This is a genomic window from Candidatus Dormiibacter sp. (assembly GCF_050999135.1).
Classification (GTDB): domain Bacteria; phylum Chloroflexota; class Dormibacteria; order Dormibacterales; family Dormibacteraceae; genus Dormiibacter; species Dormiibacter spiritus.
Window position 1 is genome coordinate 1 of record NZ_JBPCPN010000037.1, and the last position, 24,232, is coordinate 24,232.

At 67.4% G+C, this 24,232-nt stretch carries 26 protein-coding genes; 11 read left to right on the forward strand and 15 right to left on the reverse strand.

Annotation, left to right across the window (positions count from 1 at the left end):
• Positions 1 to 213: 213 nt before the first annotated feature.
• The gene (locus tag ACR2MZ_RS09395) at positions 214 to 585 is read left to right on the forward strand and encodes a DUF1003 domain-containing protein (protein WP_434004793.1); all 372 of its coding nucleotides are present in this window, start codon (positions 214 to 216) and stop codon (positions 583 to 585) included.
• 39 nt (positions 586 to 624) lie between these two features.
• Here the strand turns inward: ACR2MZ_RS09395 and ACR2MZ_RS09400 are convergent, their stop codons facing one another.
• Complete coding sequence (locus ACR2MZ_RS09400) at positions 625 to 780, reverse strand: hypothetical protein (RefSeq protein ID WP_434004794.1); 156 nt, start codon at positions 778 to 780, stop codon at positions 625 to 627.
• 101 nt (positions 781 to 881) lie between these two features.
• On the opposite strand from ACR2MZ_RS09400, the gene ACR2MZ_RS09405 reads away from it, so the two are divergent.
• From ACR2MZ_RS09405 to ACR2MZ_RS09440, 8 genes are read left to right on the forward strand one after another with little or no spacing between them, the layout of a single operon-like run.
• Positions 882 to 1,451, forward strand: coding sequence for a CGNR zinc finger domain-containing protein (locus ACR2MZ_RS09405; protein WP_434004795.1), 570 nt, complete (start codon positions 882 to 884; stop codon positions 1,449 to 1,451).
• 59 nt (positions 1,452 to 1,510) lie between these two features.
• Positions 1,511 to 2,245, forward strand: coding sequence for an HAD family hydrolase (locus ACR2MZ_RS09410; RefSeq protein ID WP_434004796.1), 735 nt, complete (start codon positions 1,511 to 1,513; stop codon positions 2,243 to 2,245).
• A 10-nt stretch (positions 2,246 to 2,255) separates the two neighbouring features.
• Positions 2,256 to 3,104 (forward strand): DUF4129 domain-containing protein, encoded by an 849-nt coding sequence (locus ACR2MZ_RS09415; RefSeq protein WP_434004797.1) that lies wholly within the window; start codon positions 2,256 to 2,258, stop codon positions 3,102 to 3,104.
• Positions 3,091 to 3,618, forward strand: a complete 528-nt coding sequence (locus tag ACR2MZ_RS09420) for a hypothetical protein (RefSeq protein WP_434004798.1) — start codon at positions 3,091 to 3,093, stop codon at positions 3,616 to 3,618. The genes ACR2MZ_RS09415 and ACR2MZ_RS09420 overlap by 14 nt, the downstream gene beginning before the upstream one ends.
• On the forward strand, positions 3,608 to 4,579 hold the full coding sequence (locus tag ACR2MZ_RS09425) for an AAA family ATPase (RefSeq protein ID WP_434004799.1): 972 nt from the start codon (positions 3,608 to 3,610) through the stop codon (positions 4,577 to 4,579). The genes ACR2MZ_RS09420 and ACR2MZ_RS09425 overlap by 11 nt, the downstream gene beginning before the upstream one ends.
• On the forward strand, positions 4,543 to 5,865 hold the full coding sequence (locus ACR2MZ_RS09430) for a DUF58 domain-containing protein (RefSeq protein WP_434004800.1): 1,323 nt from the start codon (positions 4,543 to 4,545) through the stop codon (positions 5,863 to 5,865). Before ACR2MZ_RS09425 ends, ACR2MZ_RS09430 begins: the two co-directional genes overlap by 37 nt.
• Positions 5,862 to 6,380, forward strand: coding sequence for a hypothetical protein (locus tag ACR2MZ_RS09435; protein ID WP_434004801.1), 519 nt, complete (start codon positions 5,862 to 5,864; stop codon positions 6,378 to 6,380). The genes ACR2MZ_RS09430 and ACR2MZ_RS09435 overlap by 4 nt, the downstream gene beginning before the upstream one ends.
• A 58-nt stretch (positions 6,381 to 6,438) precedes the next feature.
• Positions 6,439 to 6,936, forward strand: a complete 498-nt coding sequence (locus ACR2MZ_RS09440; RefSeq protein WP_434004802.1) for an O-acetyl-ADP-ribose deacetylase — start codon at positions 6,439 to 6,441, stop codon at positions 6,934 to 6,936.
• Positions 6,937 to 7,151: 215 nt separating this feature from the next.
• On the opposite strand, the gene ACR2MZ_RS09445 is transcribed toward ACR2MZ_RS09440, so the two are convergent.
• From ACR2MZ_RS09445 to ACR2MZ_RS09455, 3 genes are all read right to left on the reverse strand, one after another.
• The gene (locus ACR2MZ_RS09445; RefSeq protein WP_434004803.1) at positions 7,152 to 7,781 is read right to left on the reverse strand and encodes a hypothetical protein; all 630 of its coding nucleotides are present in this window, start codon (positions 7,779 to 7,781) and stop codon (positions 7,152 to 7,154) included.
• Positions 7,782 to 9,167, reverse strand: coding sequence for a selenium-binding protein SBP56-related protein (locus ACR2MZ_RS09450; protein ID WP_434004804.1), 1,386 nt, complete (start codon positions 9,165 to 9,167; stop codon positions 7,782 to 7,784).
• A 190-nt stretch (positions 9,168 to 9,357) separates the two neighbouring features.
• A complete protein-coding gene (locus ACR2MZ_RS09455; protein ID WP_434004805.1) occupies positions 9,358 to 10,227 on the reverse strand; it encodes a universal stress protein in 870 nt (289 codons plus the stop codon).
• A 102-nt stretch (positions 10,228 to 10,329) separates the two neighbouring features.
• On the opposite strand from ACR2MZ_RS09455, the gene nudC reads away from it, so the two are divergent.
• The gene (nudC, locus tag ACR2MZ_RS09460; RefSeq protein ID WP_434004806.1) at positions 10,330 to 11,148 is read left to right on the forward strand and encodes an NAD(+) diphosphatase; all 819 of its coding nucleotides are present in this window, start codon (positions 10,330 to 10,332) and stop codon (positions 11,146 to 11,148) included.
• A gap of 10 nt (positions 11,149 to 11,158) precedes the next feature.
• Here nudC and ACR2MZ_RS09465 read toward each other — a convergent pair whose 3' ends face one another.
• The 11 genes from ACR2MZ_RS09465 to ACR2MZ_RS09515 form a co-directional block, all read right to left on the reverse strand.
• A complete protein-coding gene (locus ACR2MZ_RS09465) occupies positions 11,159 to 12,202 on the reverse strand; it encodes a sulfate/molybdate ABC transporter ATP-binding protein (RefSeq protein WP_434004807.1) in 1,044 nt (347 codons plus the stop codon).
• Complete coding sequence (locus ACR2MZ_RS09470; protein WP_434004818.1) at positions 12,199 to 12,960, reverse strand: ABC transporter permease; 762 nt, start codon at positions 12,958 to 12,960, stop codon at positions 12,199 to 12,201. Before ACR2MZ_RS09470 ends, ACR2MZ_RS09465 begins: the two co-directional genes overlap by 4 nt.
• Positions 12,961 to 12,994: 34 nt before the next feature.
• The gene (gene modA, locus ACR2MZ_RS09475) at positions 12,995 to 13,771 is read right to left on the reverse strand and encodes a molybdate ABC transporter substrate-binding protein (protein WP_434004808.1); all 777 of its coding nucleotides are present in this window, start codon (positions 13,769 to 13,771) and stop codon (positions 12,995 to 12,997) included.
• Entirely contained in the window at positions 13,768 to 14,166 is a 399-nt protein-coding gene (locus ACR2MZ_RS09480) for a TOBE domain-containing protein (protein ID WP_434004809.1), read from the reverse strand. The genes modA and ACR2MZ_RS09480 overlap by 4 nt, the downstream gene beginning before the upstream one ends.
• Positions 14,167 to 14,273: 107 nt before the next feature.
• A complete protein-coding gene (locus ACR2MZ_RS09485; RefSeq protein ID WP_434004810.1) occupies positions 14,274 to 14,831 on the reverse strand; it encodes a DNA-3-methyladenine glycosylase family protein in 558 nt (185 codons plus the stop codon).
• An 80-nt stretch (positions 14,832 to 14,911) separates the two neighbouring features.
• Positions 14,912 to 15,937 (reverse strand): 2-oxoacid:ferredoxin oxidoreductase subunit beta, encoded by a 1,026-nt coding sequence (locus ACR2MZ_RS09490; RefSeq protein ID WP_434004811.1) that lies wholly within the window; start codon positions 15,935 to 15,937, stop codon positions 14,912 to 14,914.
• Positions 15,937 to 17,742 carry a 2-oxoacid:acceptor oxidoreductase subunit alpha gene (locus ACR2MZ_RS09495; RefSeq protein ID WP_434004812.1) on the reverse strand — a complete coding sequence of 602 codons (1,806 nt, stop codon included), beginning with the start codon at positions 17,740 to 17,742 and terminating at the stop codon, positions 15,937 to 15,939. The genes ACR2MZ_RS09490 and ACR2MZ_RS09495 overlap by 1 nt, the downstream gene beginning before the upstream one ends.
• 84 nt (positions 17,743 to 17,826) lie before the next feature.
• The gene (cydC, locus tag ACR2MZ_RS09500) at positions 17,827 to 19,527 is read right to left on the reverse strand and encodes a thiol reductant ABC exporter subunit CydC (protein ID WP_434004813.1); all 1,701 of its coding nucleotides are present in this window, start codon (positions 19,525 to 19,527) and stop codon (positions 17,827 to 17,829) included.
• Positions 19,524 to 21,164 (reverse strand): thiol reductant ABC exporter subunit CydD, encoded by a 1,641-nt coding sequence (cydD, locus tag ACR2MZ_RS09505; RefSeq protein ID WP_434004814.1) that lies wholly within the window; start codon positions 21,162 to 21,164, stop codon positions 19,524 to 19,526. Before cydD ends, cydC begins: the two co-directional genes overlap by 4 nt.
• A complete protein-coding gene (cydB, locus tag ACR2MZ_RS09510; RefSeq protein ID WP_434004815.1) occupies positions 21,161 to 22,246 on the reverse strand; it encodes a cytochrome d ubiquinol oxidase subunit II in 1,086 nt (361 codons plus the stop codon). Before cydB ends, cydD begins: the two co-directional genes overlap by 4 nt.
• Entirely contained in the window at positions 22,246 to 23,637 is a 1,392-nt protein-coding gene (locus ACR2MZ_RS09515; RefSeq protein WP_434004816.1) for a cytochrome ubiquinol oxidase subunit I, read from the reverse strand. Before ACR2MZ_RS09515 ends, cydB begins: the two co-directional genes overlap by 1 nt.
• 137 nt (positions 23,638 to 23,774) lie before the next feature.
• Here ACR2MZ_RS09515 and ACR2MZ_RS09520 point away from each other — a divergent pair, with 137 nt between their 5' ends.
• The gene (locus tag ACR2MZ_RS09520) at positions 23,775 to 24,089 is read left to right on the forward strand and encodes a hypothetical protein (protein WP_434004817.1); all 315 of its coding nucleotides are present in this window, start codon (positions 23,775 to 23,777) and stop codon (positions 24,087 to 24,089) included.
• Positions 24,090 to 24,232 lie beyond the last annotated feature (143 nt).

Genomic DNA, 24,232 nt, shown 5'->3' on the forward strand with positions numbered 1-24,232 from the left:
TCGCTGAAGGCGGCCCAAGTGGCCATCATCGAGGAGAAGGAGGTGGTGCCAGAGCTGGCGGCGGCCGGCTAAGTGTTGTGGATGACGTGGTCGTCGTTCTTACACCACTTGACAGGACGTGGCCCCCAGGCGCCGCAGCAAGTCAACAGCCATGCTCATCCCCGGTTACTGGAGCGCCGGCACGAAAAGCCACCGCTGCGCTCCGATGAAACCGTGGGTTTCAACGGGCGCCTGGGCGCGTTGATCACAAAGGGGGTGGGCACGATGTGGGCCTTCTACGCCGCTGCCCTCTTCATGGCCGTCTGGATGGCTGCCGCACTCTTTGGCCCGCTGCGGGCGATTGATCCCTATCCCTTCTCCTTCCTGCTCTTTCTGGGCAACATAGTGCAGCTGCTCCTGATGTTCGTGATCATGGTTGGGCAGCAGGTCCTGGGCGCGGCCAACGACAAGCGCGCGGTGCAGACGTATAAGGATGCCGAAGCGATCCTACGCGAGTGCCTTCTGCTCCAGACACATCTGGCGGACCAGGATCAGATCCTGCAGGAGGTCATGGCCCAGGTCCGGCCGCCCGCCCAGCGCGGCTGAACCGGGCAGCCCGAAGGGAACCGACAGGAACGTCCTCGTCTAGATGCGGCCGCCGGTTCCTCGGGAGAGCCGGGCCTCCTCATCGGCGCTGAAGCTGCCGAGCGAGACCCAGCGCTTCAGGGCCGGGCGCATGCGCTCGGGCAGACCGACGCTGGCTCGGCGCCAGATGACCTCGGGCAGGCTGAGTTCGATCATTGTGTTTCCTCCGCTAACCGTCGTACTTGACACGATGGTTATTATAACCTACAAATCAGTTTGGCTGGTGACGCTTTGGTGGTAATCTGCCGGCAGAAGGAATGACCACATCTAAAGAACCCCCAGCAGCCGGCCTTGTGGCAGCCTTTGTGAACACGCTCGACCGGGAGGAGGGCCGCGACGAGCTGGCGACCCCCGCCGAGCTTGCGGCTTGGTTCCGCGGCCGGGGCTTACTCGCCGCTGAAGTGGCGACGAGTGCCGCTGACGTCAAGCGGGCCGCCGGTCTCCGAGAGGGCCTGCGCGAGCTGCTGCTCGTGAACAACGGGGCGGGGCAGGTCGACCGGGATTTGAGCGCCCTCAATCGATACGCAGACGAGGCTTGCGCGCGCTTCCAACTGCGCTTTGAGGGGCCTGATTTTGCCTTGAGGCCGCTCGCCGCGGGATTCGACGCGGCCCTGGCGCAGATCCTGCTGGGGGTCGGCCAGGCGGTCGCCGACGGCAGCTGGGTGCGATTGAAGGCGTGCGCCGACGAAGCTTGCCAGTATGTCTTCTTTGACCAGTCGCGAAATCGGGCAGGCCACTGGTGCAGCATGCGCAGCTGTGGCAATCGAGCCAAGGCCAGACAGTTCCGCGCCCGCCGGCGGGCTCAGGCGGCAGCGCCGAGCCGTTAGATTCGTGTAGTGGCCTGGGACCGAAGGTCATAGCATCTGTGGTTCCTGACGGGCCACCGTTGAGCGCGGCCGCGGCAAAAAGCCGGCGCGCCCGGTGCCTGCGCGCTGTTACCTTCGACTTCTGGGGCACGCTCATATGGCCGGAATCGGCCCTGCAAGCTCGTGCCGCGGCGGTGGCTGCCCACCTGGGCGTCGAGGAAGCGGAAGTTGCTCGGGCCATTGAGAGCGCCTTCCTGCTGCACACCGAAACTTGGCGGTCGGGCCGGGAGTTCGGCCTCAACGGTCTGATCCAGCACTTAAGGCAGCAGTTCGAGATCAGCTCGCCCGCGGAGCTGCGCTCGGTCATTGCGGCGCCCCAGCTGCTATCGGCCAGCCGGCCGGCCCCGCATGTCGCGGAAGCTCTGACGGAGCTGCGGGCCGCGGGACTCCGCCTAGGGGTCGTGAGCGACACAGGATTCTCGCCGGGCACCACCCTCCGCCAACTGCTGTCCGAGCACAGTCTGCTGGATAAGTTCGAGCCTTCGGCGCTGGCCTTCTCCGATGAGGTGGGGGTGCCGAAACCGGCGGCCACAATCTTTCAGGCCGCTCTAGTTGGACTTGGCACCCTGCCGGAGGAAACTGCTCATGTCGGCGATCTACGGTTTACCGACGTGGTCGGGGCGCGCGCGCTGGGCATGATGACGGTGCGCTACCGCGGCTGCCACGACGACCTGGCCGGCGCCGAGGCGGACATGATTGTGGACGATTTGAGTCAGTTACCTTCTCTGCTTCTGGAAGCCGCGAGAGGCAACTAGACTCAGCGGCGTGAGCTCTTCTGAGCTGCGACGGCGGTGGCCGGCCGTGGCCGGTCTGGTGTTCCTGCTGCTCTTGGTAGGGCTGGCCAGCCGCCCTGACGGCCTGAACCCGGTGCCGGTGGGAGCCCGCGTCGGAGGCCTAATTGTGGACACCGCGTTCTACCTCCTGCTAGTAGTTCTGCCGCTGGGCTTGGCAGGACTCATCTGGCTGCTTCACACCCGCCCGGACGAAGCGCCGCTGCAGCTGGAGCGGCAGCGCCGCCACTGGCTGCTCCCGATTCTCAGCGGCCTCGCTCTGGTGGTCATCCTCTGGCTGCGGCCGGCCCGGTTGTTTCATCTGCCCGGCTTCTTGGGCGCCGGCGGAGCCGGGCTGCTCGGGGGGGCAACCGGAACGGTGTTGGGCGGTCAGGGAGGGGGCGGCTTCGACTGGCCTGCCGCGCTCATCGCGGCATGCGTCATAACGGTCTCGGGCTACCTGGCCTGGCGAGCCCTGCGGACGCCTTCCGTGCCCGCGCGTCGGGCAGCAGAGGCCGTATACCAGGCGCTGAGCGATGCGCTGGAGCTGAACGACGATGGCGCCGGCACTGCGGATCCCCGCACAGCCGTGATCCGGGCCTGGATCACCGTGGAGGCCGTCTTCCGCGCCCACGGCGTTCCGCGCCAGCCGTCTGAGGCGCCGTTTGAATATGCGCGCCGGGCGCCGGCGCGGACGGGAGTCAGCGCGGCGCCGCTGGAGCGGCTGGCCGAGCTCTACGAGTGGGCGCGGTTCTCGACTCACGACGTGAGTGACGACATGCGTGTCCGCGCCCTGACCGGACTGCGCTCGATCCGGGAGGAGCTGGTCAGTGCGGCGGTCTGAGCGCGGCGGGCGCAGGCTCTGGGGCCTCCTGGCCACGGCCTTGCTCATCACCATCGTGGTAGGGGCCGCCGAAGCGGCAGGAGCTCCCTACGGCGGGGTGGTGATCAGGCTCTGGCTGGTGGCCCTCGGCGGCCTTGCCGTCTGGGCTCTCGCCAGCGCGGCCGTCGGGGGCTGGACCTACGCTGATCCACCGCGGCGCCGCTTCTTCCGCTCGCGGCCGAACCTGCAGCAGGTGCCTGATCTAGTCTCTCTCGAGCACGCAATCGAGTTCTCGCGGGCCACCGCCTTCGACCTCCACTACCGCTTGCGGCCGAGACTCGTGAAGCTGGCCGAGGAGCGGTTCGCAGCCAAGGGTCTGGACCCTCGGACGCGGCCCGCCGCCTGCCGGGCCCGGGTCGGCGACGAGGCGTGGGAGATATTGCGCCCGGACATGCCGGCGCCGCCCCGGCGGGGTGGGCCGGGCATCCCGCTGAACACACTGCGGCGAGTGGTGGAGCGGCTCGATGCCATCTGAGGTGGCGCGGCTCTCGAACTCCGAAGCGACCGACCTGGCGAGCCGGATCCTTGACGCGGTCCAGCTCTCGGTGGTGGGCAAGAGGCAGGCGCTGGAGCTGATGCTGCTGGGGCTGCTCACCGGCGGGCACGTGCTGATCGAGGACTTTCCGGGACTGGCGAAGACGCTCATGGCGCGTTCTCTGGCCCAGGTGCTGGGAGTTCAATTCAAGCGCGTTCAGTTCACGCCCGACCTGATGCCCTCCGATGTGACAGGTTCCACCATCTTCAATCCCCAGACTTTGCAGTTCGAGTTCCGGCCGGGACCTATCTTCACCAACATCCTGCTGGCGGACGAGATCAACCGGGCGCCGGCCAAGACTCAGGCGGCTCTGCTCGAGGCGATGCAGGAAGGCCAGGTCACTGTTGACGGCCGTTCACATCCTCTCCCTGAGCTTTTCACAGTGCTGGCGACACAGAACCCCATCGAGTACGAGGGAACCTACCCGCTGCCCGAAGCGCAGCTGGATCGCTTCCTGCTCCGCATCGCCGTCGGGTATCCGGCGCCCGAGGAAGAACTGGAGGTGCTGAGGCGGCGGATCGAGCGCCGGCGGGATGAGCTGCCCCTGGACGCAATCAGCGGGCAGGTTCAGGTGCTGGCGCTGCGCGAAGTGATCGAGCGCGTGCACGTCGACGAAGGGCTGAGCCGCTATGTCGTCGCGCTGGTGGGCGCCACCCGCTCCAGCCCCCGGCTCCAGGTGGGGGCGAGCCCGCGTGGCTCCCTGGCCCTCCTGAAGCTGTCTCGCGGCCTGGCCCTGCTGCGAGGCCGCGACTTCGTGGTCCCGGAGGACGTGAAAGCGCTGGCGGTGCCCGCGCTGGCCCACCGGCTCACCCTGAAGCCGGAGCTGTGGGTCCAGCGACTGCAGCCGGAAGACGTGGTCCGCGAGTGTCTGGAGAGCGCGCCGGCGCCCCCTCCCGATTGAGCCGCCCAGCCGCCCGCGTCGTCGCCTCACGGCGGCTGGCCGTCTACCTCGGCATCGGCGCGGCCGGCTTGCTGACCGCCGTGCTCTTCGGCCGCCCGGAGGCTGTGGCCGTCGTGGTGCCGCTGTTGCTGCTGCCCGCGCTGAGTCTGGCGGCGGCGGGATCGCCGCAGCTGAGCATCGCCATCAGCCAGGCGCGCGAGCGGGCAATCGAGGGCAGCGAGGTGGAGTTGTCGGTATCCCTGGAAGCCAGCCGGCCGCTGTGGGGCCTTCGCTCGGAGCTGCGAGTTGGTCGTGAGGTGACGGCCCGACCCTTGGGCCCGTCGGTCAGCGAGCTGCGGCCCGGAGCGGCGGCTGAACTGCGCTGGGCGCTCACCTGCCAGCGCTGGGGCGGCCGGCGGGGCGGCACGCTGGGCATCTCGGCCCAGGATCGGCTGGGTCTGTTCCGCTACCACTGGGCCGAACTGCGGCTGCCAGGACTCCGCATCTATCCCGCCGCCGACAAGCTGCGGCGTCTCATTCCGCCGGCGCGACCGCAGATGTCTGCCGGCGACGACGTTTCCAACCTGCGGGGCGACGGCATCGAGTTCGGCGGCATCCGCCAGTTTCTGCCCGGGGACCGGGTCCGGCACGTCAACTGGCGGGCAACCGCACGGCGGGGATCGCTGCAGGTGAACGAGCTCAGACCGGAGAGAAACGCTGACGTGGTCATCTTCCTCGACACCTTCACGGAGCTGGAGCTGGGCAAAGAAAATAGCCTGGATCGTGCCGTCCGAGCAGCCGGCTCGATCGCCGGCACCTACCTGCGCAGCCGCGATCGCGTGGGCCTGATCGGCTTCGGCGGCACGCTGCGCTGGCTGGCTCCGGGGTTGGGAGAGCGGCAGGCCTATCGAATAGCCGATTCCCTGATCGAAAGCGAGGTGATCTTCAGCTACGCGTGGAAGGGACTCGAGGTCATCCCGCCGCGAACGCTGCCGCCCGGAGCGCTGGTCGTCGCAGTCACTCCCCTGCTGGATGAGAGAAGCCTTCGGGCGCTGCTGGATCTGGGCGGCCGCGGCCACGACCTGGTGGTGCTGGAGGTGTCCCCGCTCGACTTTCTGGCACCTGCCCACGATGAGCCCGCGCTCTTGGCCAGGCGTCTGTGGGAGATGGAGCGGCAGGCGCTGCGCACAAGCTTTGTGAGCGTTGGCGTGCCGGTCGTGCGCTGGGACGCCGATCGGCCGCTGGCCGCGCCGCTGCTTGCCGCTTCTCGCTTCCGCCGGGAGCGGCGGCTGGTGGCGCCGAGGTGAGCCGCTGGCAGCTCTCCGCCCTGGCGGGCGCACTTGTCCTGGGCGCTGCGCTGACCGTGTTGCCAGTGGCGCTGGGCGGACTGTCGCCAGCAGTGGCGATCTTCTGCGGCGGGCCGGCGCTGTTCTTCTTCGCCCTGGCGATGAGCAGGATCTGGCCTGCCGCCCTCTGGCCCGCTCTTGTGCTGCTGGCCACCAAGCAGCTCCTGGCCGCCGTGCTGAGTGATGCGGTCGTCATCGATGCGCCGCTGCGGGGCGCCGCTCTGCTCTGGTTCGCTGAGCTGGCCTGGCTGGCCGGCCAGCCGCCGGGCCTGCCGCCGCCTCGCGCTCAGCTGCTGGCCGGGGCGATGGTGGGGCTGGTCGGGGCAGCGTTGGGTTGGTTGGTGCTGGCCCTGGCCAGCGTGCCGCTCGCCGGCGGGCCGCTCCTGACAGGTGCCGGTGTCGTGGCGGTGGTGGCGGTCTTCGCAGCGTTCCTCTGGCTCAACCGGAGCGGCCGGCCGGCCGAGGTGGACGGCTGACTCAGGCTGGGCCGTGGACAGGACGCTTTCGCCAGGTCCGGCCGCATACTCAGGAGCCATGGAGATCGAAGCGGTGATCGGGGACATCACGCAGGAGCGGGTGGACGCCATAGTCAACGCGGCCAACTCCAGCCTGCTCGGCGGCGGTGGCGTGGGTGGCGCCATCCACCGCGCGGCCGGTCCGGAGCTGCTGGCGGCCTGTCGACAGCTGGGGGGCTGCTCGACTGGCAATGCCAAGGCGACCCCCGGCTTCCGCCTGCCCGCCCGCTGGGTGATCCACGCGGTCGGGCCTGTGTGGCACGGTGGCGGGAGCGGCGAGGCCCAATTGCTCGCCTCCTGCTACCGGCGGTCGCTCGAGCTGGCCGACGAGCTGGGCGCCCAAAGCGTCGCCTTCCCGGCCATCTCAACCGGGATCTATGGCTACCCGAAGGAGGCGGCCGCCCGGGTAGCGGTCAGCACGCTCCGAGAGCCCTCAACCCAGGTGAAGCTCGCGCGGCTGGTCGCCTTCAGCCGGGACCAGCTGAACCTTTACCAGGACCTGCTCGTCGCCGAGTAGCTCGCCAGAATTCGGGCCAGCAGGCCGATGAAAAAGGGCTTCGGGCCTCCGGCCTCGTCGGCGCCTTGGCGCCCACGCGGCCCATCTTCGGGCTTATTTTCTGTGCTCCTCGTTCACGCATCGTTCAGATGCGCTCACTCCGGTGCTCGAAAATGCACCCGAATCTGGACCACCTGGATCGCCAAATCACTCGACGACTCTTTTTCATCACCCTGCTAGGCGCTGAAGAGCGTGATCGCCCCGCTCAGCAGGAGCACAGTGGTCCAGGCCAGGTCCAGGTTCAGCCAGCCCCTGCGCAGGAAGCCCAGACCGAGCTTCTCATAGACGACCACCGAGAGCACGCCCATCACCGTGACCATCGCTGCCACGTGGACGGTGGCCGCCAGCGCCGCCGTGAGACCCAGCTGGCTCGGATTGGAAAAGTGGTCCCCGACCGGCAGGCCCAGCAGCACCGGGGCCAGCATCAGGCCAGCGCCATGTGCCGACGACATGAGGAACGACCAGGCGACCAGGCCCAGAGCGCCAACCCGCATCCCGAAGCCGCGGGGGTGCGCTCGGGGCCGGGCCAAGGTCCAGAGACCCACGGCGACCAGGGCCAGGGCGGCCACCAGCCGCACGGTGTGCGGCGGCACCAGCTGCTGGGTCAGGCCGATCGCCAGCAGGATCAGCACTATCGACATCTCGTGCCCGACCGCGATGGGCACCAGTGAGCCGAGCACTGCGCGCCGGCTGCTCTCCTGCAGCCCGCGGCCCACGGCAAACAGCCAGCCCATGCCCGGGTTGACACCGTGATAGGCGCCCAGTCCGATGAGCGCCAGCCACGGCCAGGCCTCGCCCCAGCTCATCTAGGGATAGCAGTACGAGTCGGAGGAAGCGTCACCACCTTCCAGGTGGATCTGGTGAGCACGCTGCTCGGTGCGGATGAAGAACTCAGGATCGACGCTCAGGCCGCCGCTCTCGTCAGCGTCCAGCTTGACCAGCCAGCTCTCCACGCCTTCCGGGTAGAACTGCGCGTCCCAGGAACCGTAGAGCGAGTTGGAGAGATATACGCGCCGGCCGTCGCGGCTCACCTCCACCATCTGAGGTCCCCCGTTCAGCTGGCCTGAGCCGTTCCAGCCAGTCCGCTTCACGATCCCGCCCAGCCTCACCGACCCGGTCTCCCGGGGACTGAAGGGGTCCGAGACGTCATAGCGCTTGATCTCGCCGGTGCCCCAGGCCGACACGTAGAGCCAGCGGTCATCCAGCGAGAGGTTGATGTCGGTGATCAGCGGGGCAACGGCTTTGAATGGCTGCAGGACGGGCGGCAGCAGCGAGGGATCGGCGGGCTCGGCGGGGATCTCGATCACCTTCTTCACAGCCCAGCGGGAGCCTTCCAGGTACCACAACCAGACAGATCCGCTGAGGTCTTTCAGACTCGTCACCACTCCCACGAAGCCATAGGCGCGGGTCGGATCGTGCGCCGGACGCAGCTCCAACACCATCTGCTGCTCGGCTCCCAGGTCGAGCGCCTGCTTGTGGCGCCGCCGCGGCAGGTCCCAAACATGAAGGTGGTGGCCGTATTCGCCGGCCAAGAGCAACTCGCCGTTGACACCGTCCTCGATCATCTTGGGCGTGCCCCACTCGCTGGTGAGAGCGACGTCATAGCCGAGATGCCACCAGAAGTCGTAGGCGAGGAACTGCGGACCGCGATCCAGCTCGAAGCGGCCCTTGACGGTGAAGTTGTCGTGGTCGAGGATGAAGATCCCGCCCGGGCCGCCGCCGTCCGGTGCGCCGAGCGCGCTCACGTAGACCCCGTCAGGACCGCAGTGGAGTGTGTGGGGGCGGCTGTAGCCTGTCCTTTTGGCAATCTCTTCAGGTTCGATGGTCTTGACGATCTGGGGTCGCCGGGGATCCGGCTTGGTGTCGATTACGTAGATGCGGCTCGAGCGCAGACCCGGGACCAGCAGGTAGCGGCGCTCGATGTGTGGGTGAGGGGCGTAGGGGCAGAGGGCTGAGCTGCACGCGTTCCAGCCAAAGTGATGCAGCTCGTCCCCCAGGTTGGGCATGTCGAGCTTGTTCACCACCTGGCGGTAGCTCGGCGAGCTGGGATCGACGTCAACCGTCAGGAGCGCGTCAGGACTCTGCGCGGTGGGGTCGAACGTGACCATGTAGGCCAGGGTCTCGGCGGGCGCGTCGCCAGCCAGGCGCGGAGACGGATAGAAGGTGGGGTCGGGTCGAAGAAGCGTGGCCATACGTGCCTCCCTTTCAACTCCAAATTGCGGTCAGGAGTACGTGCCGGCCGCACGGACCGGCGGCGCTCTCTTTAGGAGCGCTCTAGAAGCAGAAGACGGCCGGGGCGTGGACGACCCGCTGGGCAGGCCAGGCGACCACGGGCGTCAGCATGCACCGGATTCTAGCGACGGCAGCCTCAGCCCTGAGGTGCTAAGCCCGCCGGGCCAGGATCACCGTGCCGCGCAGCTGGCGCACCATGCGAGCGAACGCGGCCTGTACCAGGACTGGCGAGTTTCGCTGCTCAGCGAACGCGCCCAGCACGGTTGTCTGGTAAGCCTGGGAATACTCCAGAATCGTGGTCGCAGCGCTGTCAGAGCTGCGCTCCCGGATCTCCACCCGCCGGTAGTGGATGCTGTCCACCAGCTCATGAAAGCGCTCGGACATCGCGGCCCGGAGGCGGTGATGATGCCGGTTCTCGATCACGTGAAGGATGGTCAGGACGCCCTCTCGCGATTCCGCCAGAGCCGCTCCGAGCTTGACCGCGAGCGGAGCGTTGGTGCCGCCCCGGACCGGCACCAGGACTCCCTGACCGCCGCTGGAACCGTCAGGATCCGGCCGCACCAGGGCGAGGTTGGCCGGCGGGTCGGAGACGAGGTCCTCCAACACCGCAGCGAGCAGCCGAGGCCGCCGGCTGGTCAGCCCAGGCCATTCCACCACCACCAGGTTGCTGCCGTTCTCGTAGACGGCCTCTCTGATGCCCTGACGCACGTCGTGGCTGACCCGTGTCTGCACGTTGAGACGGCTGGCCCGGCCGGAGGTGTCGATGCTGGCGATCCAGCGAAGCAGATCCCGCCGGCGCTCCTCGAGGACGTGGGGAAGGTTGGGCAGGTTTGTCCGAGGCACCTCCACGATGCCAAGCACGTCGCCGGAGCTGCGCGTGCTCGCTGATAGGAGGTCGGCGATTTGGAGCAGCGGCGTCGCAGTCTGGGCGCGGATCACTGGCACCAGCATCCGCCACTCCTCCAGGCGCGGCTCCCAGTGAGCCAGCTCGGTCGCACGCTGCCGCGCCGCCGCTTGCATTGGACGCAAGGCTACCGGCGCCGGGCTGACTCCAAGCCGGCCGGCGCCGATCGGCCCTCACCTCCGCCGGAGTCCAGACGCCGGATGGCCGATCATGGCGTCATGGCCTTACTGCCGCGTGCTGGGGCGCTGGGCATAGCGTTTTCGGCCGGGCAGGTGCTGGTCCGGGAGGCCGACGGCGGCCCGCCCTTGCTGGCCGAACTTGACTACCCCGCTGACACCGAGCCGATCTGGTTGGGCGAGCTGGCCGGCAAGGAATGCTGGGGCCTCAGCCTGTCGCTGCCGCAAGTGCCGTCAGGTCTGTGCGCGCTCAGTCTCCGCGAGCTGATGGCTGCCGCCACAGATCAGAACCTGGTGGCCATGGTCGCGAGGGGCGCTCAGATATTGGAGTGGTGGGACGCCCACGCCTTCTGCGGACGCTGCGGCAGCCCCACTGAGCCGCACGAGAGCGAAAGAGCCCGGGTCTGCCCGCGCTGCCACACGGCGCATTACCCACGCATCACGCCGGCAGTGATCACCCTTGTGCACAGGCCGGGCGAGATACTCCTGGCTCGCAACCATCTCAACCGCTCAGGCCTGTTCGCCCTGGTCGCCGGCTTCGTCGAACCCGGTGAAACGCTGGAACAGGGGGTCGCGCGGGAGGTGCGGGAAGAGGTGGGCTTGGAGGTGCAGGAGATCCGATACGCCGGCAGTCAGCCCTGGCCCTTCCCCAGCCAGCTGATGATCGGCTTCCACGCGCGTTATCGCTCGGGCGAGATTGTGCTCCAGGAAGCGGAGATCGAGGAGGCCCGTTGGTTCAACCTGGGCAACCTGCCGGAGAACCGGCCGGCCACTTACAGCATCGCCGGCCGGCTGATCGAAGGCTGGCGGCGGACCGTCGATGAGGAGAGCCAGGGCTCGCCGTCCTTGAGCCCGATCTGAACGCAACCAATCAAGCTGAGTAGACGTCCACCTCGGATGCTTTGAACGACACCCAGACCTCCTCGCCGCCAACCAGACCAAGCTCAGCCAGGGCGGCGCTGGTGATCTCGGCCACGACCGGGACCGGGCCGTCCACTCGGACCCGAACTCGGTCTCCGGCGAAGTCCAACGAGGTCACTCTGCCGCGCCACACGTTTCGCGGACTGCCATCGGGTCGCTCGACATAGAGAGAAACGGCACGCGGATGGACCAGGGCGAAGACGTCACCGTCCTGCGAATCCGCGGCGTTGATCGAAGCCACGCCCACGCTGACCTGACCATCGTGTGCCTGCCCCCGCCAGAGGTTGACCCCCACCAGGTCCGCGACATAGCGGGAGCGCGGGCGGGCGGTGATCTGAGGCAGCGTTCCCTGCTGCACCACGCGGCCATCCTCGATCACAAGGACAGAGTCGGCGAGAGCAGCAGCGTCAACCGGGTCGTGAGTGACCAGCAGGCAGATCCCCTCGAAGAGACTCAGGTGCTTTTGCAACTCCCGCCGGATCGCCACCTTGCTGGATGCGTCAAGAGCCGCCAGCGGCTCGTCCAAGAGCAGCAGCCGCGGCGCGGGGGCCAACGCCCTGGCCAGGGCGACGCGCTGAGCCTGGCCGCCTGACAGCTGGGCAGGCTTGGCGGCAGCGTAGGCGTCCAGATCCATGAGCTGGAGCCATAGCCTGGCGGTTTGGCGGGGCTGGTCTGCTCCTCGCGAGCGAAGCCCGAAGGCGACGTTCTCGACTACCGACAGGTGCGGGAAGAGCAGGTAGTCCTGAAAGAGCACGCCGACCGACCGATCTTCGGCTGGCACGAAGGCGCCAGCAAGAGGTGAATCCAGGGTCACCCCGTCGAGCTCGATCCCACCCGCCTCGATTGGCTGTAGGCCTGCCAGAGCGCGAAGCAGGGTCGTCTTGCCCGCTCCGTTGGGGCCGAGCAGTGCCAGAACCTCGCCTGGCGCTGCTACCAGCCCGAGGGCGAGTTGGAGAGTGCCCAGGCGCAGATTGACGTTCGCCCTGAGCGTCACGACACGTTCAGGTAGCGATCACGGAGGGCCACCAAAACTATCAGCGACACCAGAACCAGAACGAGGCTGAGAACTATCGCGGCGTCCGGACGTGTCTCCAAGAGCAGGTAGACAGCCAGCGGCATGGTTTGGGTCTGGCCAGGAAAGTTGCCGGCGAAGGTGATGGTGGCGCCGAACTCGCCCAGCGCCCGCGACCAGCAGAGGACCGCCCCGGCGAAAATCGAGGGCCCGACAAGAGGTACTGTCACGCGCCGAAAAACAGTCCAGCGGTGGGCACCGAGGGTTCGAGCCGCCTCCTCCAGGCGCCGGTTCATGGATCGCAATCCGGCCTCAACGGTTATCACCAGGAATGGCATTGAGACGAATGTTTCCGCCAGGATGACCCCCGCCGTGGTGAAGGGCAGACGAATTCCGTAGGCGTCGAACAGATAGGAGCCAATGAGGCCTCGGCGGCCAAAGGCCAAGAGCAGGGCGACGCCACCAACGACGGGGGGCAGGACCATGGGCAGCGTGGTCAGGGCACGGAGGAGGTTCTTACCGCGAAACTCCATCCGGGCTTGAACCCAGGCCAGGGGCACGCCCAAGACGACGGCAATGGCGGTCGCGCTCAGTGAGCAGATCAGCGAGAGCCGAAACGCGTCGAGTGACTCAGGTGCTCTCAGGTCAGCGAGAGCCTCGGGCCAAGGAGCCTTGACCACAAGGCCCACCAGGGGCAGTATGAAGAGCGCTGCGCCGCAAAGGGCCAGGAGGGCCAGCAGCGCAGGCGGGCGCTCGCCCGCTCTCCGTTCCTGCCTAGGGTTTCTTGAAGCCGTAGTTGGCTAGTTTGGACTGCCCGGGGGCACTCAGCAGGAAATCGATGAAGGCCCGGCCTCCTCTTGGATTCGAGCCGCCCTTCACCGTCGCGATGGGGTACAGGGCCGCCACGTTCTGAGCGTCGGGGATTGGGACCCCCTGGACCTTGGCGCCTGCCGCCCTGACGTCGGTGACGTAGACGATGCCGGCATCGGCCTCGCCCAGCGAAACCTTGCTGACCACCGCGTTGACATCCTGCTCCTGGCTCTTGGGAGTCACCTTGACCGCAGCCTTCGCGAGCGCTTGGTTGGCGTAATTTCCGCATGGCACCGCGGGTGCGCAGAGGATCACCACCGTGCCGGGACTGGCAAGATCAGCCAATCCCTTGATCCCCTTGGGATTGCCCGCCGGGACGACGATCTGGAGCTCATTCGAGGCGAAGTTCACAGGTTGGCTGACAGCGCTGCCGGCGGCCACGACCTTTTGCATGTTCGGGAGGTCGGCGGAGGCGAAGACGTCCGCCGGAGCTCCATTGTTGATCGAGGTCACAAGGGAGGCGCTGCCCGCGAAATTGAACACGACACTGGCCTTGGAGTGCTTGGCCTGGAAAGCCATGCCCTCAGCCTTGAACGCCGCGGCGAGGCTGGCGGCGGCGAAAACGTTGATAGTCCCGGCGACGTTGTCTGGGCTCGGAGTTGAGGTTGAAGCGGTCGAGGGACTGCTGCCAGCGCAGGCCGTCAGCAGCATCGCAGCCAATACGGTGAGGACGCGCTTCATCTCGGCAACTCGACCACCACGTTGGTCGACTTGACTGCCGCGATGGCCCTAACCCCAGGTTTGAGCGCCAGCTCGTCGGCGGCCTCCCGCGTCATGAGAGAGACGATTCGGTGCGGGCCGGCCTGGATGTCCACCTGGGCCATGACGCCATCCTTGACGACGCGGGTGACGATGCCCGGGAAGTGATTTCGGGCGGATTCTCGCAGCTCCGGCCAGGAGGCAGCTGCAGGACCTCCCTGCTCGGCCAGAAAGCGCGCCAGGTCGCTCCCCTCCACGAGCCGCTGACCGCTCGAGGTCCGGAGAGTGCGGACCTGGCCTGAGTCCAGTAGCCGGCGGACGGTGTCAGAGCTCACACCCATCAGTTCGGCGACCTCGCCTACGCGATATTCGGGCATCCTCAAGAGTCTAGCAGTTGCCAATCGCAGATGGCTGATAACCTCTCAAACGCGCGACTGATCATCTCAAGATCTCGTCGCCTTTTACGAGATCAAGCCAGGCCGGCTTAGGCCTCCGGCAGCACCGTGTCGACGGCCCGCCAGCAGTACCAGGCGGCCACCGTCCGCCAGGGCCGATAGGGATCGCCCAGAGCCATCAACGCTTTCGGCGGCGGCAGCAGGTCCAGGCCGTGGGCCTTGGCGTAGCCCTTCCGGACGCCGAGATCGTCGACCGGCCAGACGTCTGGCCGGCGAACGTGAAAGATGAGGAACATCTCGGCAGTCCAGCGGCCAATGCCGCGGACTGTCGCCAGCCGCGTGATAAGCTCCTCATCGGCCAGGGCCTCGGCATCCTCCAGTGGCACAGTGCCGTCACCGACCTTGGTCGCCAGGTCCAGGATGGATGCTGCCTTGGCGCCCGAAAGCCCTGCCTCACGCAGCACCTCGGGCGGCAGGGTCAGCACGTTCTGCGGCGAGAGGCCGTTCGGCAGCATGGCCAGGAAGCGCTGGTGGATCGCGCTCGCGGCCCTGCCGGCCAGCTGCTGGAACACTATCGAGCGCACCAGCGCAGCGAACGCGTCGGGCTGAGGCTCCCGCAACACTGGCGGCCCCACCGCTTCGATCACCCGACCCAGGGCCGGATCGCGAGCAGCCAGGACGCGGGCGGCCTGGGCGAACTGCTCGCTCGTGGCCGAACGGCCGGCTTCTACGCCAGGCTCCCCATGAGCGCGTCGAACTCCTCCCGCGAAGGCCGCAGCTCGGCTTCGCCGAGCGAGTGCAGCGGCCGTTCGGGCAGGTGCTCGCGGGTGGCGAAGTCCTCCATCGTCTCGTCCAGGTAGACCAGCCCGGTGACGAGCTGGCCCCTGCTCCGGCCTTCTTCCAGCAGCCGGATGGCGCCCAACCTGTCGCTCGGATCATGGTCTTGGGCCAGCTTGTGGAGCCGGAGATGCGAACCATCGTGCAGCCGCACATCGGTTGTGGTGCCGGGCTCGTAGTCCACCTCGATCTCCTCGAAGTAGGGGATGAAGGAGACGTCCTGCAGCTCCTCCTCGTGGTCCTTGATGTAGGCGTAACTCTTGGTCGAGCCGTCGTGATCGTTGAAGGTCACGCAGGGCGAGATGACGTCCAGGACAGCAGTCCCGCGATGGGCCAGCGCCGCTTTCAGCAGCGGCACCAGCTGCTTGCCGTCGCCCGAAAAGGACCTGGCCACGAAGCTGCAGCCGAGGGTGAGCGCCACCGCGCAGGGATCGATCGGCAAAAACGCGTTGACAGTGCCCTTCTTCTGCACGGAGCCGACATCAGCAGTGGCCGAGAACTGGCCCTTGGTCAGGCCGTAGGTGCCGTTGTCCTCGACTATGTAGGTGCAGTCAACGTTGCGCCGGATCATGTGCATGAACTGGCCCAGACCTATGGAAGCGGTGTCCCCGTCGCCGGACACGCCCAGCATTATGAGCTTGCGGTTGGCCAGCTGGGCGCCTGTCGTGAGCGAGGGCATCCGCCCGTGAACCCCGTTGAAGCCGTGTGCCCGTTCGACGAAGTAGGCGGGCGTCTTGGAGGAGCAGCCGATGCCGCTCATCTTGGCCAGCAGGTGAGGCTCGACGCCCAGTTCATAGAGCGCCTTGATGACATGGTTGGTGATCGAGTTGTGGCCGCAGCCGGCGCAGAGCGTGCTGGCGACGCCTTTATAGGAGTCGCGAGCCAGACCAATGTGGTTCAGGGCGGGAGCGGCCATCAGACGGGCACTGCCTCCAGTTCAAGCAAGGGCCGGCTCAGTGACTCAGCGGTGACGGGCCGGCCGTCGTAGTGCCGGATGGAGCGCAGGCGCCCGACCAGCTGAGAAGGCAGCTCGAGCCGGATCAGGTCGTAGAGCTGGCCGTCGCGGTTCTGCTCGATCACATAGATGCGCTCGTGGGCGGCGACGAAGTCAACCAGGGAGGGACTCAGCGGCAGCGCTCGCACCCGCAGGTAGCTGAATTCCAGGCCCTGCTCGCGCAGGTCTTCTCGCGCCTCCACCACGGCAGCGTCCGTGCTGCCGAAGGCGATGACGCCGATCTGGGCTGAGTCGGCCGTCTCCACCACCGGCGCCGGCATCGCCGCTCGGGCGGTCTCCAGCTTCCGAGCCAGCCGATCCATGTTGGCCGCGTAGGCCTCGGGGCTCTCCGTATAGCGAGCCAGCTCGTCATGACCGGAGCCACGAGTGAAGTAAGCCGCCCGGGCGTGCTCGGTGCCGGGCAGAGTGCGGTAGGTCACCGCGTCGCCATCCACGTCCTGGTAGCGGCCCCATTCGCCTTCCAGGCGATCCAGATCGTCTTTGGTCAGCACCTTGCCGCGGTCGAAGGGGCGCTCCGGGTACTGCAGCTGAGGCGACATCCAGAGGTTCATGCCGAGGTCCAGGTCCGAGAGCACGAAGACTGGCGTCTGGAAGCGGTCGGCCAGATCAAAGGCGGTCTGGGCGAACTCGTAGCACTCCGCCACGGTGCCCGGCAGGAGGACAAGATGCTTGGTGTCCCCGTGGGAGAGGGTGTAGATGAAGGCCAGGTCGCCCTGCGAGGTGCGTGTCGGCAGGCCTGTCGAGGGGCCGATCCGCTGGATGTCGAAGATCACCACGGGTATCTCGGCGTAGTAGGCGAGCCCGCTGAACTCCGCCATGAGGGAGATGCCAGGGCCGCTGGTCGAGGTCATGGCCCGGGCCCCAGCCCAGCCGGCGCCAATGGCCATCCCGAGAGCTGCCAACTCGTCCTCCGCCTGGACTATGGCTATTCGCCGCTCGCCGGTCGCCTTGTCCAGGCGGTAGCGGTCGGCGTAGGCCGCCAGGTTTTCGCAGACGCTGGACGATGGGGTGATTGGATACCACGCGGCCACTGTGCAGCCGCCCATGATGCAGCCCAGCGCCGCCGCCTGATTGCCCTCGAGCAGGATCTGGCTGTCCGTCAGGCCGGTCAGCGGCCGGAGGACATGGCGCCGTTCGTGGGCGCTGAAGTTCTCGTGCCAGTACTTGAATCCGATTCGGGCGGCGTCCTCGTTGGCCTGCCAGGCGCCCGGCTTGGTCGGAAAGGTCCGCCGGATGCCTTCCTGGATGGCTTCGAAGGGCACTTCCAGAAGCCCGGCCACCACACCCACATAGATGAGATTGGTCAGCTGCTTGCGCAGCGTGTCGTTCTGGATCTCCGTCTTGGCCAGCTTGGTGAAGGGCACTGGAAAGTAGTCCACGTCTGTGCGCGCGTCGGCAGTCGAGTAAAGGTGCTGATGGATGACGGCAGCGCCAGGCCGGACCTGCTCCAGGTCCTGCCGCCAGGTGGCCGGGTTCAGCGCCACCAGCACGTCTGGATCCCCCTTGCGGGCCTGGTAGCCCTGAGTGGTGACGCGCAGCTGGTACCAGGTGGGCAGACCCTCGATGTTGGAGGGAAAGACGTTCTTCGGCGCCACGGGAATACCCAGCGAGAAGATGGCCCGCGTCAGCACCATGTTGGCTGACTGGCTGCCCGAGCCATTGACTGTGGCAGCTTGAAAAGTGAGGTCGTTGACGGTCGGCAGCAAGGGAATCCGAACTCAATCCTACCGGTCGCCCGAACGGCCGGCCCCTGGCGATCAGCCGGAACCCAGCGGCTGGCGGTGCGCGGTCTAGGCGGCCAGCCGGCAAAGCTCGGCGTAGAGGCCGTCCCGCTGGCGCAGTTCACTCTCCCTGCCGCATTCCACTATCCGGCCGGATTCCATGACGAGAACCTCATCCACCGCCTCCAGACCGCGCAGCCGGTGGGTGATGAGCAGGACCGTCCGGCCGTCCAAGGCCCTCCAGATGTCGTGCAGGAGGGCTGTCGCGGTTGCCTCGTCCAGGTTGGCCGTCGGTTCGTCCAGGATCACGATCGGGAAGTCCATGAGCAGCGTCCGAGCAAGGCTGAGACGTTGCCGTTGACCGCCGGAAAGCGCCTCGCCACCGGCGCCTACCCGTGTCTGGAAGCCTGCCGGCAAGCGCTCGATCCAGTCCAGCAGGCCGGCTTGGCGCGCCGCTCTCTTGACGTCGGCCCAGCCGGCTTGGGGCCTGCCCAGCTTGAGGTTGGCGGCCAGAGTCGCATTGAAGATGTGCGCGTCCTGAGCGCAGACGCCCACCACCTTCTGCACGCTCTCGGGGTCCAGCCGGCGAAGGTCCACGCCGCCGAGCGTGGCAGTGCCGCGATCGAGGTCGCGGAGCCGGACCAGGGCCCGAGCGAGGGTGCTCTTGCCGCAGCCGCTGGGGCCGATGAGGGCGTACCTCCGGCCCGCCCGGAGGGTCAGGTGGGCGTTGCGAAGTGCCCACTCCGCCTCCGGTCGGTAGCGCAACCAGGCGCCCTCCAGCTTGACGTCGCCGGGCTGAGCCGGCAGCCCGCCGCGGCCCTCCGGCACTGGAACCGGTGCCGTTTCGATCTCCCGCAGCCGCTGCGCGGAGGCATTCACCTGAGCCAGCTTCTGGAAGGCGGCCGGCAGCGGCTGCACCGCCTCGAAGGAAGCCAGCGTGACAAGTGCTGCGCTGGCGAGCCAGACCCCCTGCGTCTGGCCGCTGCCGGCCAGAAGCCAGAGCGCGGAGGCGAGCGCCAGACCGGCCACTGTCAGCACAGCCCCCTCCAGCGCCGCAGAGCTCCAGGCCAGTCTGCGATCCTCTCGAGCCAGCGCTCGGTCCCCAGACGCCAGGTTGTGGAGGTGATGCGCCTGCCGGCCGAACGCGACTATCTCCCGCTGCGCTCGCAGCAGCTCTTCCACCTGCGTTCTGAGCTGGCCGCGAAGCTCAGCCTGCCGCCTGGCCGGCAGCCGGCTCAGCCGTTGGGCCAGGAGAGGCAGCGCCACGCCGGCTGATCCCGCAGCCACCAGCAGGTTGAGGGTGGCGGCCGGGGCGATGGGCCAGAGCACAGTGGCGGCCACCAGCAGGGTCAGGGCGGCGGCAAGCGGTGGACTGACCACCCGGAGGAAGAAGTCCTGCATGGACTCCACGTCACCCACGAGCCGCTGCAGCAGGTCCGCCGAACGGAAGCTCTCCAAGCCCGCCGGCGCAAGCCGTCGCAGCCGGCTGAAGAGTCTCACCCTCAGCTCTACGAGCAGCTCGAGGGCCAATTCATGTGAGAGCACTCGCTCCCCATAGCGAAAGAGCGCGCGCACCAAGGCGAAGGCTCTCACCGCCACAATGACCACCGTCAGCTCCAGCACGGGGGGCCTGAGCGCCGCCTTCGAGATCAGGTAGCCGGATGTCGCCAGCAGGGCGATTCCGCTGGCCAGAGTCCCGGCGAGCGCCAGCGTGGCCAGTGTCAGGCCGCCCCTGACCGGCGCTGCCAGACCAAGCAGGTAGCGCTTCATCCCGTCACCGCCAGAGGGACTGGTTCCTGCAGCCTGCCCCTTTCGAGCCGAACCACGCGCTCCGCGGCGGCCGCCAGAGACTGGCTGTGGGTGATGAGGAGCACCGTCTGCGGCCGCTTTGACCGCAGCAGCCGGCGCACCGCCAGCGCCGTGCGGACATCGAGGTTGGCGGTGGGCTCGTCGAGGATGAGGAGCGGCGCCTGGCGCAGGAGAGCTCGGGCCAGAGCGACTCGCTGCGCCTGGCCCGCGCTGAGCAGCCGGCCGTTCTCACCCGCGAACCGATCCAGATCGAAGTCGATGCCAGCTTCGGCGGCCGCTGCCTCGATCTCGTGAGCCCCAGCGCCCGGCCTGCCCTCGGCGATGTTGGCGGCAACGCTCAGCGCGAAGAGATACGGTCGCTGGGGGAGCCAGGCGATCTGCTCCCGGAGGTATGCGAGGTCGAGCCGGGCCAGGGGTTGATCACCGATGCTGAGCGTGCCGGCGGATGGGTCCTCAAATCCCAGCAGCAGCGCGGCGAGGGTGGTCTTGCCTTCACCGCTGCCACCCACGACCGCCACTCTCTCCCCGGGCCGGAGTTCGAAGTCCACGCCGGCCAGGAGTTCGGGCCGGTCGGGGAAAGTGAACCGGACACCCGCCAGCCGCATCGGTTGACGCCGCAGGTCCACCCGGAGTCCGCCGCCCGGCTGGCCGGGCTCAGCCAGACAGCGAAAGATCCGCTCCGCCGGCGCCAGCGCATCCAGGCTGGTGTGGAATTGGGCGCCCAGCCGGCGCAGCGGTAGGTACAGCTCGGGCGTCAGAATCAGCACCCCCAGTCCCACCTCCAGGCTCAGCGTGCCCTGGGCCAGCCGGATGCCGATCGCCACGGCGACGAGAGCGGTCGCCAGCGTGCCCGCCAGCTCCAGGACCAGAGAGGAGAGGAACGCTAGGCGGAGGTTCGCCATCGTTTCCCGCCGGTAGCCGTCGCTGACAGTTCGCACAGTCTTCTCCTGCGCTCGGGCGCGGCCGAACAGCCGCAGGGTGGTGAGGCCCTGAACCGCATCCAGGAAGTGCGCGGACAGCAGGCTCAGGGCGAACCATCGCGTCTCAGCCCGACGGCGAGCGCCGAGGCCGATCAGCGCCATGAACACGGGCACGAGAGGCAGCGTGGCCGCCATGATGCCGGCCGAGAGCAGGTCCCGGGGAGCGACGAAGAGCAGAACCAGGACAGGCACCGTCACCGCCAGCACCAGCTGAGGCAGGTAGCCGCTGAAGTAGCGGTCGAGGGCCTCCGCCCCGGCTGTGAGCGCTTCCAGAAGGTCGCCGGAGGAGCCCTGTTCCCGGCGCGAGAGCTCCAGGTGCCTTCGCGCTGCGCTGATTCGGAGGCGGGAACGAACCTGGGCGGCCGCCGCCTGCCCCGCCGCCTGGCCGCCAAAGACGGCGAGCCCGCGCAGGAGCGCCACCCCGACAAGCAGGAGAAGTGAGGGCACGAGCGCCGCCGTTGGAGCGTGGTCCAAGAACGCGCGGCTGACGATGCGGGCCAGCAAGGCCGCCTGAGCGATGAGCGCCAAGGCGCCGAGGAGACCGGCCATCAGGACCAATCCGAGCGGCCGCCAGGCCTCCCGAGCCTCGCTCAGCAGCCGGCGCTCGACCGGCTTCAAGGCGCTTTGGCGCCGGCAGGCTGCTGGGCGCCCGGGGATCCAGCCTGCCCAGGCGCCACAGGTCGCGGTTCGAAGTCCTCGCGTCGAATCCGCTTCCGAAAGACCCAGTAGCTCCAGGCCTCATAGCAGAGCACGAAGGGCGCGATGGTCAGCGCCACGATCGTCATGACAGTCAGCGTGTAATTGGAGGAGGACGCGTTGTAGATCGTCAGGCTGTAGTTCGGATCGAGACTGGAGACCATCACCCGCGGGTAGAGGTTCAAGAAAATGGTGGCAAAGAGCAGCACGACGGTGGCCCCGCTGGCCAGGAAGGCCCAGAAGTCGATCCGGAGGCGGCGCAGCCAGCCTACGGTCACCAGCGCGCCAAGTGCTCCGAGCGGCACCCAGTCGGGGACGACGCCGCGAACGTCGGTCTGAACTGCGTTCACGAAGGACCAGGCCAGGAAGAGGAAGGTGAGGCCGAGCGCGGGCCACCAAACCCGGCCGGCGACGCGGCGAGCTCGCTCCCGCATGTCGGCATCAGTCTTCAGCACCAGATAGAGGGCGCCGTGAAGCGTGAAAAGGGCAAAGCTCACGAGGCCGCCCAGAAGCGCGTAGGGCGAGAGCAGGTCGAAGAAGTTGCCGGCGAACTCCTTGTGGGCGTCGATGGGAACACCGTGCAGCATGCCGGCAAAGGCGACTCCCCAGAGCAGGGCCGGGAGGGCGCTGCCGAAGAAGAGCGCACGATCCCACCACACCCGCCAGGCCGGTGTGCTGAGCTTGCCCCGGAACTCGAAGGCGACCGCCCGGAAGATCAGTGCGACGAGGATTATCAGCAGGGGCAGGTAGAAGCTCGAGAAGAGCGTCGCGTACCACTCTGGAAAGGCCGCAAACGTGCCGGCTCCCGCCACGACCAGCCAGACTTCGTTGCCGTCCCAGACGGGTCCTATCGAGTTGATCAGCACGCGGCGATCGGTGTCGTCGCGGCTCAGGAAGGGAAGCAGGATCATGACGCCGAAGTCGAAGCCTTCCAGGAAGAAGTAGCCGAGCCAGAGATAGGCCAGGATCGCGAACCAAACGGTGGGGAGATTGAGGGAGCCCATCAGTAGGCGACAGCTTCCAGCAGGGGATCCTCGCCTCCCGCCTGATCCGCTTCACCATGCAGCTCGAGTCGAGCCACCTTGAGCATGAGGTAGCCGTCGACGATGGCCAGGGCGGCGTAGAGCAGGGCATAAGTGACCAGGCTGGTCGCGACCATCCAGGCAGCGGCTGTCGGTGTGACCCCGTTGGCAGTCTTGAGCAGCCTGAAGACGACCCAGGGCTGGCGACCCATCTCTGTGAAGATCCAGCCAACCGAGTTGGCGAAGAACGGCAGGCCGATGGCCGGGATGCAGAGCCAGAGGTAGCGCCGGGAAGCTTCGAGCCGGCCGCGGCGAAGCAGGAACAAGCCCCAGGCGGTGAGGCCCGCGACCAGGAAGCCCGCCGCCACCATGAGCCGGAACGTCCAGTACGTGACGGGGATGACGGGGGCGTAATCGCCCGGACCAAACCGGTTCTGGTACTCGCTCTGGATGTTGTCGATGCCGCGAACCTGGCCATTCCAGGTGCTGGTGGCGAGGACGCTCAGGAAGTGGGGAACTGTCACGTCCAGTAGGAGGTGCTTACCGTCGGGCGTACCGATCGCGAAAAGCGAGAACTCAGCTCCCTTCTGGTCCTGATAGAGCGCCTCGGCGGAGGCCATCTTCATCGGCTGGACCTGGGTCATCACCTGGGCCTGGGCGTGACCGCTGAAGATCACCCCCATGGAAGCGACAAAGCCGGCGATCAGCGCGATCACGGCGGAGCGCTGGAAGAGCTGCCTCTGCTCGGCTTTGCGCAGGTGGTAGGCGCTGACGCCGAGCACGAAAAGAGAGCCGGTCATCAGCGCGCCGAAGACGGTGTGTGGATAGGTGACCAGCAGGATGGGATTGCCCAGAATGGCGAAGAAGTCGGTCATCTCGGCTCGCCCGGTGGCGGCGTTGATGTGGTAGCCGACAGGATTCTGCATCCAGGAGTTGGCGGCCAGGATGAAGAAAGCCGAGAACTGCGTGCCGGCCGCAACCAGCCAGATGCAGGTTAGGTGGACCTTCTCAGGCAGGCGTTCCCAGCCGAAGATCCAGAGGCCCAAGAAGGTGGACTCCAGAAAAAAAGCCAGCAGGCCCTCGATGGCGAGGGGTGCGCCAAAGATGTCGCCCACGTAGCGCGAGTAGCTTGACCAGTTCATCCCGAACTGGAATTCCTGCACCAGGCCGGTCGCCACACCCATGGCGAAGTTGATCAGGAAGAGCTTGCCCCAGAATTTGGTCATGCGGAGATAGACCGGGTCGTGGCTGCGCACGTGCAGCGTCTGCATGATTGCCACGAGCAGGACGAGCCCAATGGTCAGGGGGACGAACAGGAAGTGATAGACGGTGACTATGCCGAACTGCCAGCGAGCCAGCGTGAGCGCATCCATAGCTTGATCTTGGCACTTGGGAGCGCAGCGGGCCAGGGCCAAACGACCCGCCCCGCAGCAGCCACCGGGGCCGAGTGGGGCGTAGACTGAGCAGTCCGGATCGCCCTGTGCCGTCCATCGTTTACGGAGGTGTCTAGATGTTCTTCGACAAGCAGACCATTCTTGACCACATCCACAACCTGCACGGTCCCGACAAGGCCCAAGAGGCAGCTCAGCAGCTGCCGGATCAGGTCGACCACGAGCAGCATGCGGACCTGCTGCAGCAGCACGGAGTCAACCCGCAGGACCTGATGGACAAGTTCGGCGGCGCCCAGGGCAGCGGCGGCCTGGCGGATCAGGCGCAGGGCGCTTTCGGCGGCGGCCAGGGCGGAGCCGGGGGCGTCGTCGACAACGTCCGGGAGCAGGGCGAAGGCTTCCTCGGCGGCTCGAACAAGCCGCCCGGCGAGGCCTGAGCGACCGGCTGCCAAAGCAGCCCAAGCAGCCCAAGCGTCCCAGCGCCGTCAGGCGCCAGGGACTTTTGCTTTTTTCGAAACCGGGCTGAATGGCCAAAACTCTAAACGCCAACACTCCGGGTGGGAGAAGCGTCGCCCACCGA

What these genes read in the sequence shown, in the direction of transcription:
- ACR2MZ_RS09455 (WP_434004805.1), bottom strand. Translation starts at nt 10,227, where the DNA reads ATGCAAGCGGCGGCGCGGCAGCGTGCGACCGAGCTGGCTCACTGGGAG.
- ACR2MZ_RS09445 (WP_434004803.1), bottom strand. Translation starts at nt 7,781, where the DNA reads ATGAGCTGGGGCGAGGCCTGGCCGTGGCTGGCGCTCATCGGACTGGGC.
- ACR2MZ_RS09440 (WP_434004802.1), top strand. Translation starts at nt 6,439, where the DNA reads ATGGAGATCGAAGCGGTGATCGGGGACATCACGCAGGAGCGGGTGGAC.
- ACR2MZ_RS09520 (WP_434004817.1), top strand. Translation starts at nt 23,775, where the DNA reads ATGTTCTTCGACAAGCAGACCATTCTTGACCACATCCACAACCTGCAC.
- ACR2MZ_RS09480 (WP_434004809.1), bottom strand. Translation starts at nt 14,166, where the DNA reads ATGCCCGAATATCGCGTAGGCGAGGTCGCCGAACTGATGGGTGTGAGC.
- ACR2MZ_RS09405 (WP_434004795.1), top strand. Translation starts at nt 882, where the DNA reads ATGACCACATCTAAAGAACCCCCAGCAGCCGGCCTTGTGGCAGCCTTT.
- modA (WP_434004808.1), bottom strand. Translation starts at nt 13,771, where the DNA reads ATGAAGCGCGTCCTCACCGTATTGGCTGCGATGCTGCTGACGGCCTGC.
- nudC (WP_434004806.1), top strand. Translation starts at nt 10,330, where the DNA reads ATGGCCTTACTGCCGCGTGCTGGGGCGCTGGGCATAGCGTTTTCGGCC.
- ACR2MZ_RS09490 (WP_434004811.1), bottom strand. Translation starts at nt 15,937, where the DNA reads ATGGCCGCTCCCGCCCTGAACCACATTGGTCTGGCTCGCGACTCCTAT.
- ACR2MZ_RS09515 (WP_434004816.1), bottom strand. Translation starts at nt 23,637, where the DNA reads ATGGATGCGCTCACGCTGGCTCGCTGGCAGTTCGGCATAGTCACCGTC.
- cydC (WP_434004813.1), bottom strand. Translation starts at nt 19,527, where the DNA reads ATGAAGCGCTACCTGCTTGGTCTGGCAGCGCCGGTCAGGGGCGGCCTG.
- ACR2MZ_RS09400 (WP_434004794.1), bottom strand. Translation starts at nt 780, where the DNA reads ATGATCGAACTCAGCCTGCCCGAGGTCATCTGGCGCCGAGCCAGCGTC.
- cydB (WP_434004815.1), bottom strand. Translation starts at nt 22,246, where the DNA reads ATGGGCTCCCTCAATCTCCCCACCGTTTGGTTCGCGATCCTGGCCTAT.
- ACR2MZ_RS09425 (WP_434004799.1), top strand. Translation starts at nt 3,608, where the DNA reads ATGCCATCTGAGGTGGCGCGGCTCTCGAACTCCGAAGCGACCGACCTG.
- ACR2MZ_RS09450 (WP_434004804.1), bottom strand. Translation starts at nt 9,167, where the DNA reads ATGGCCACGCTTCTTCGACCCGACCCCACCTTCTATCCGTCTCCGCGC.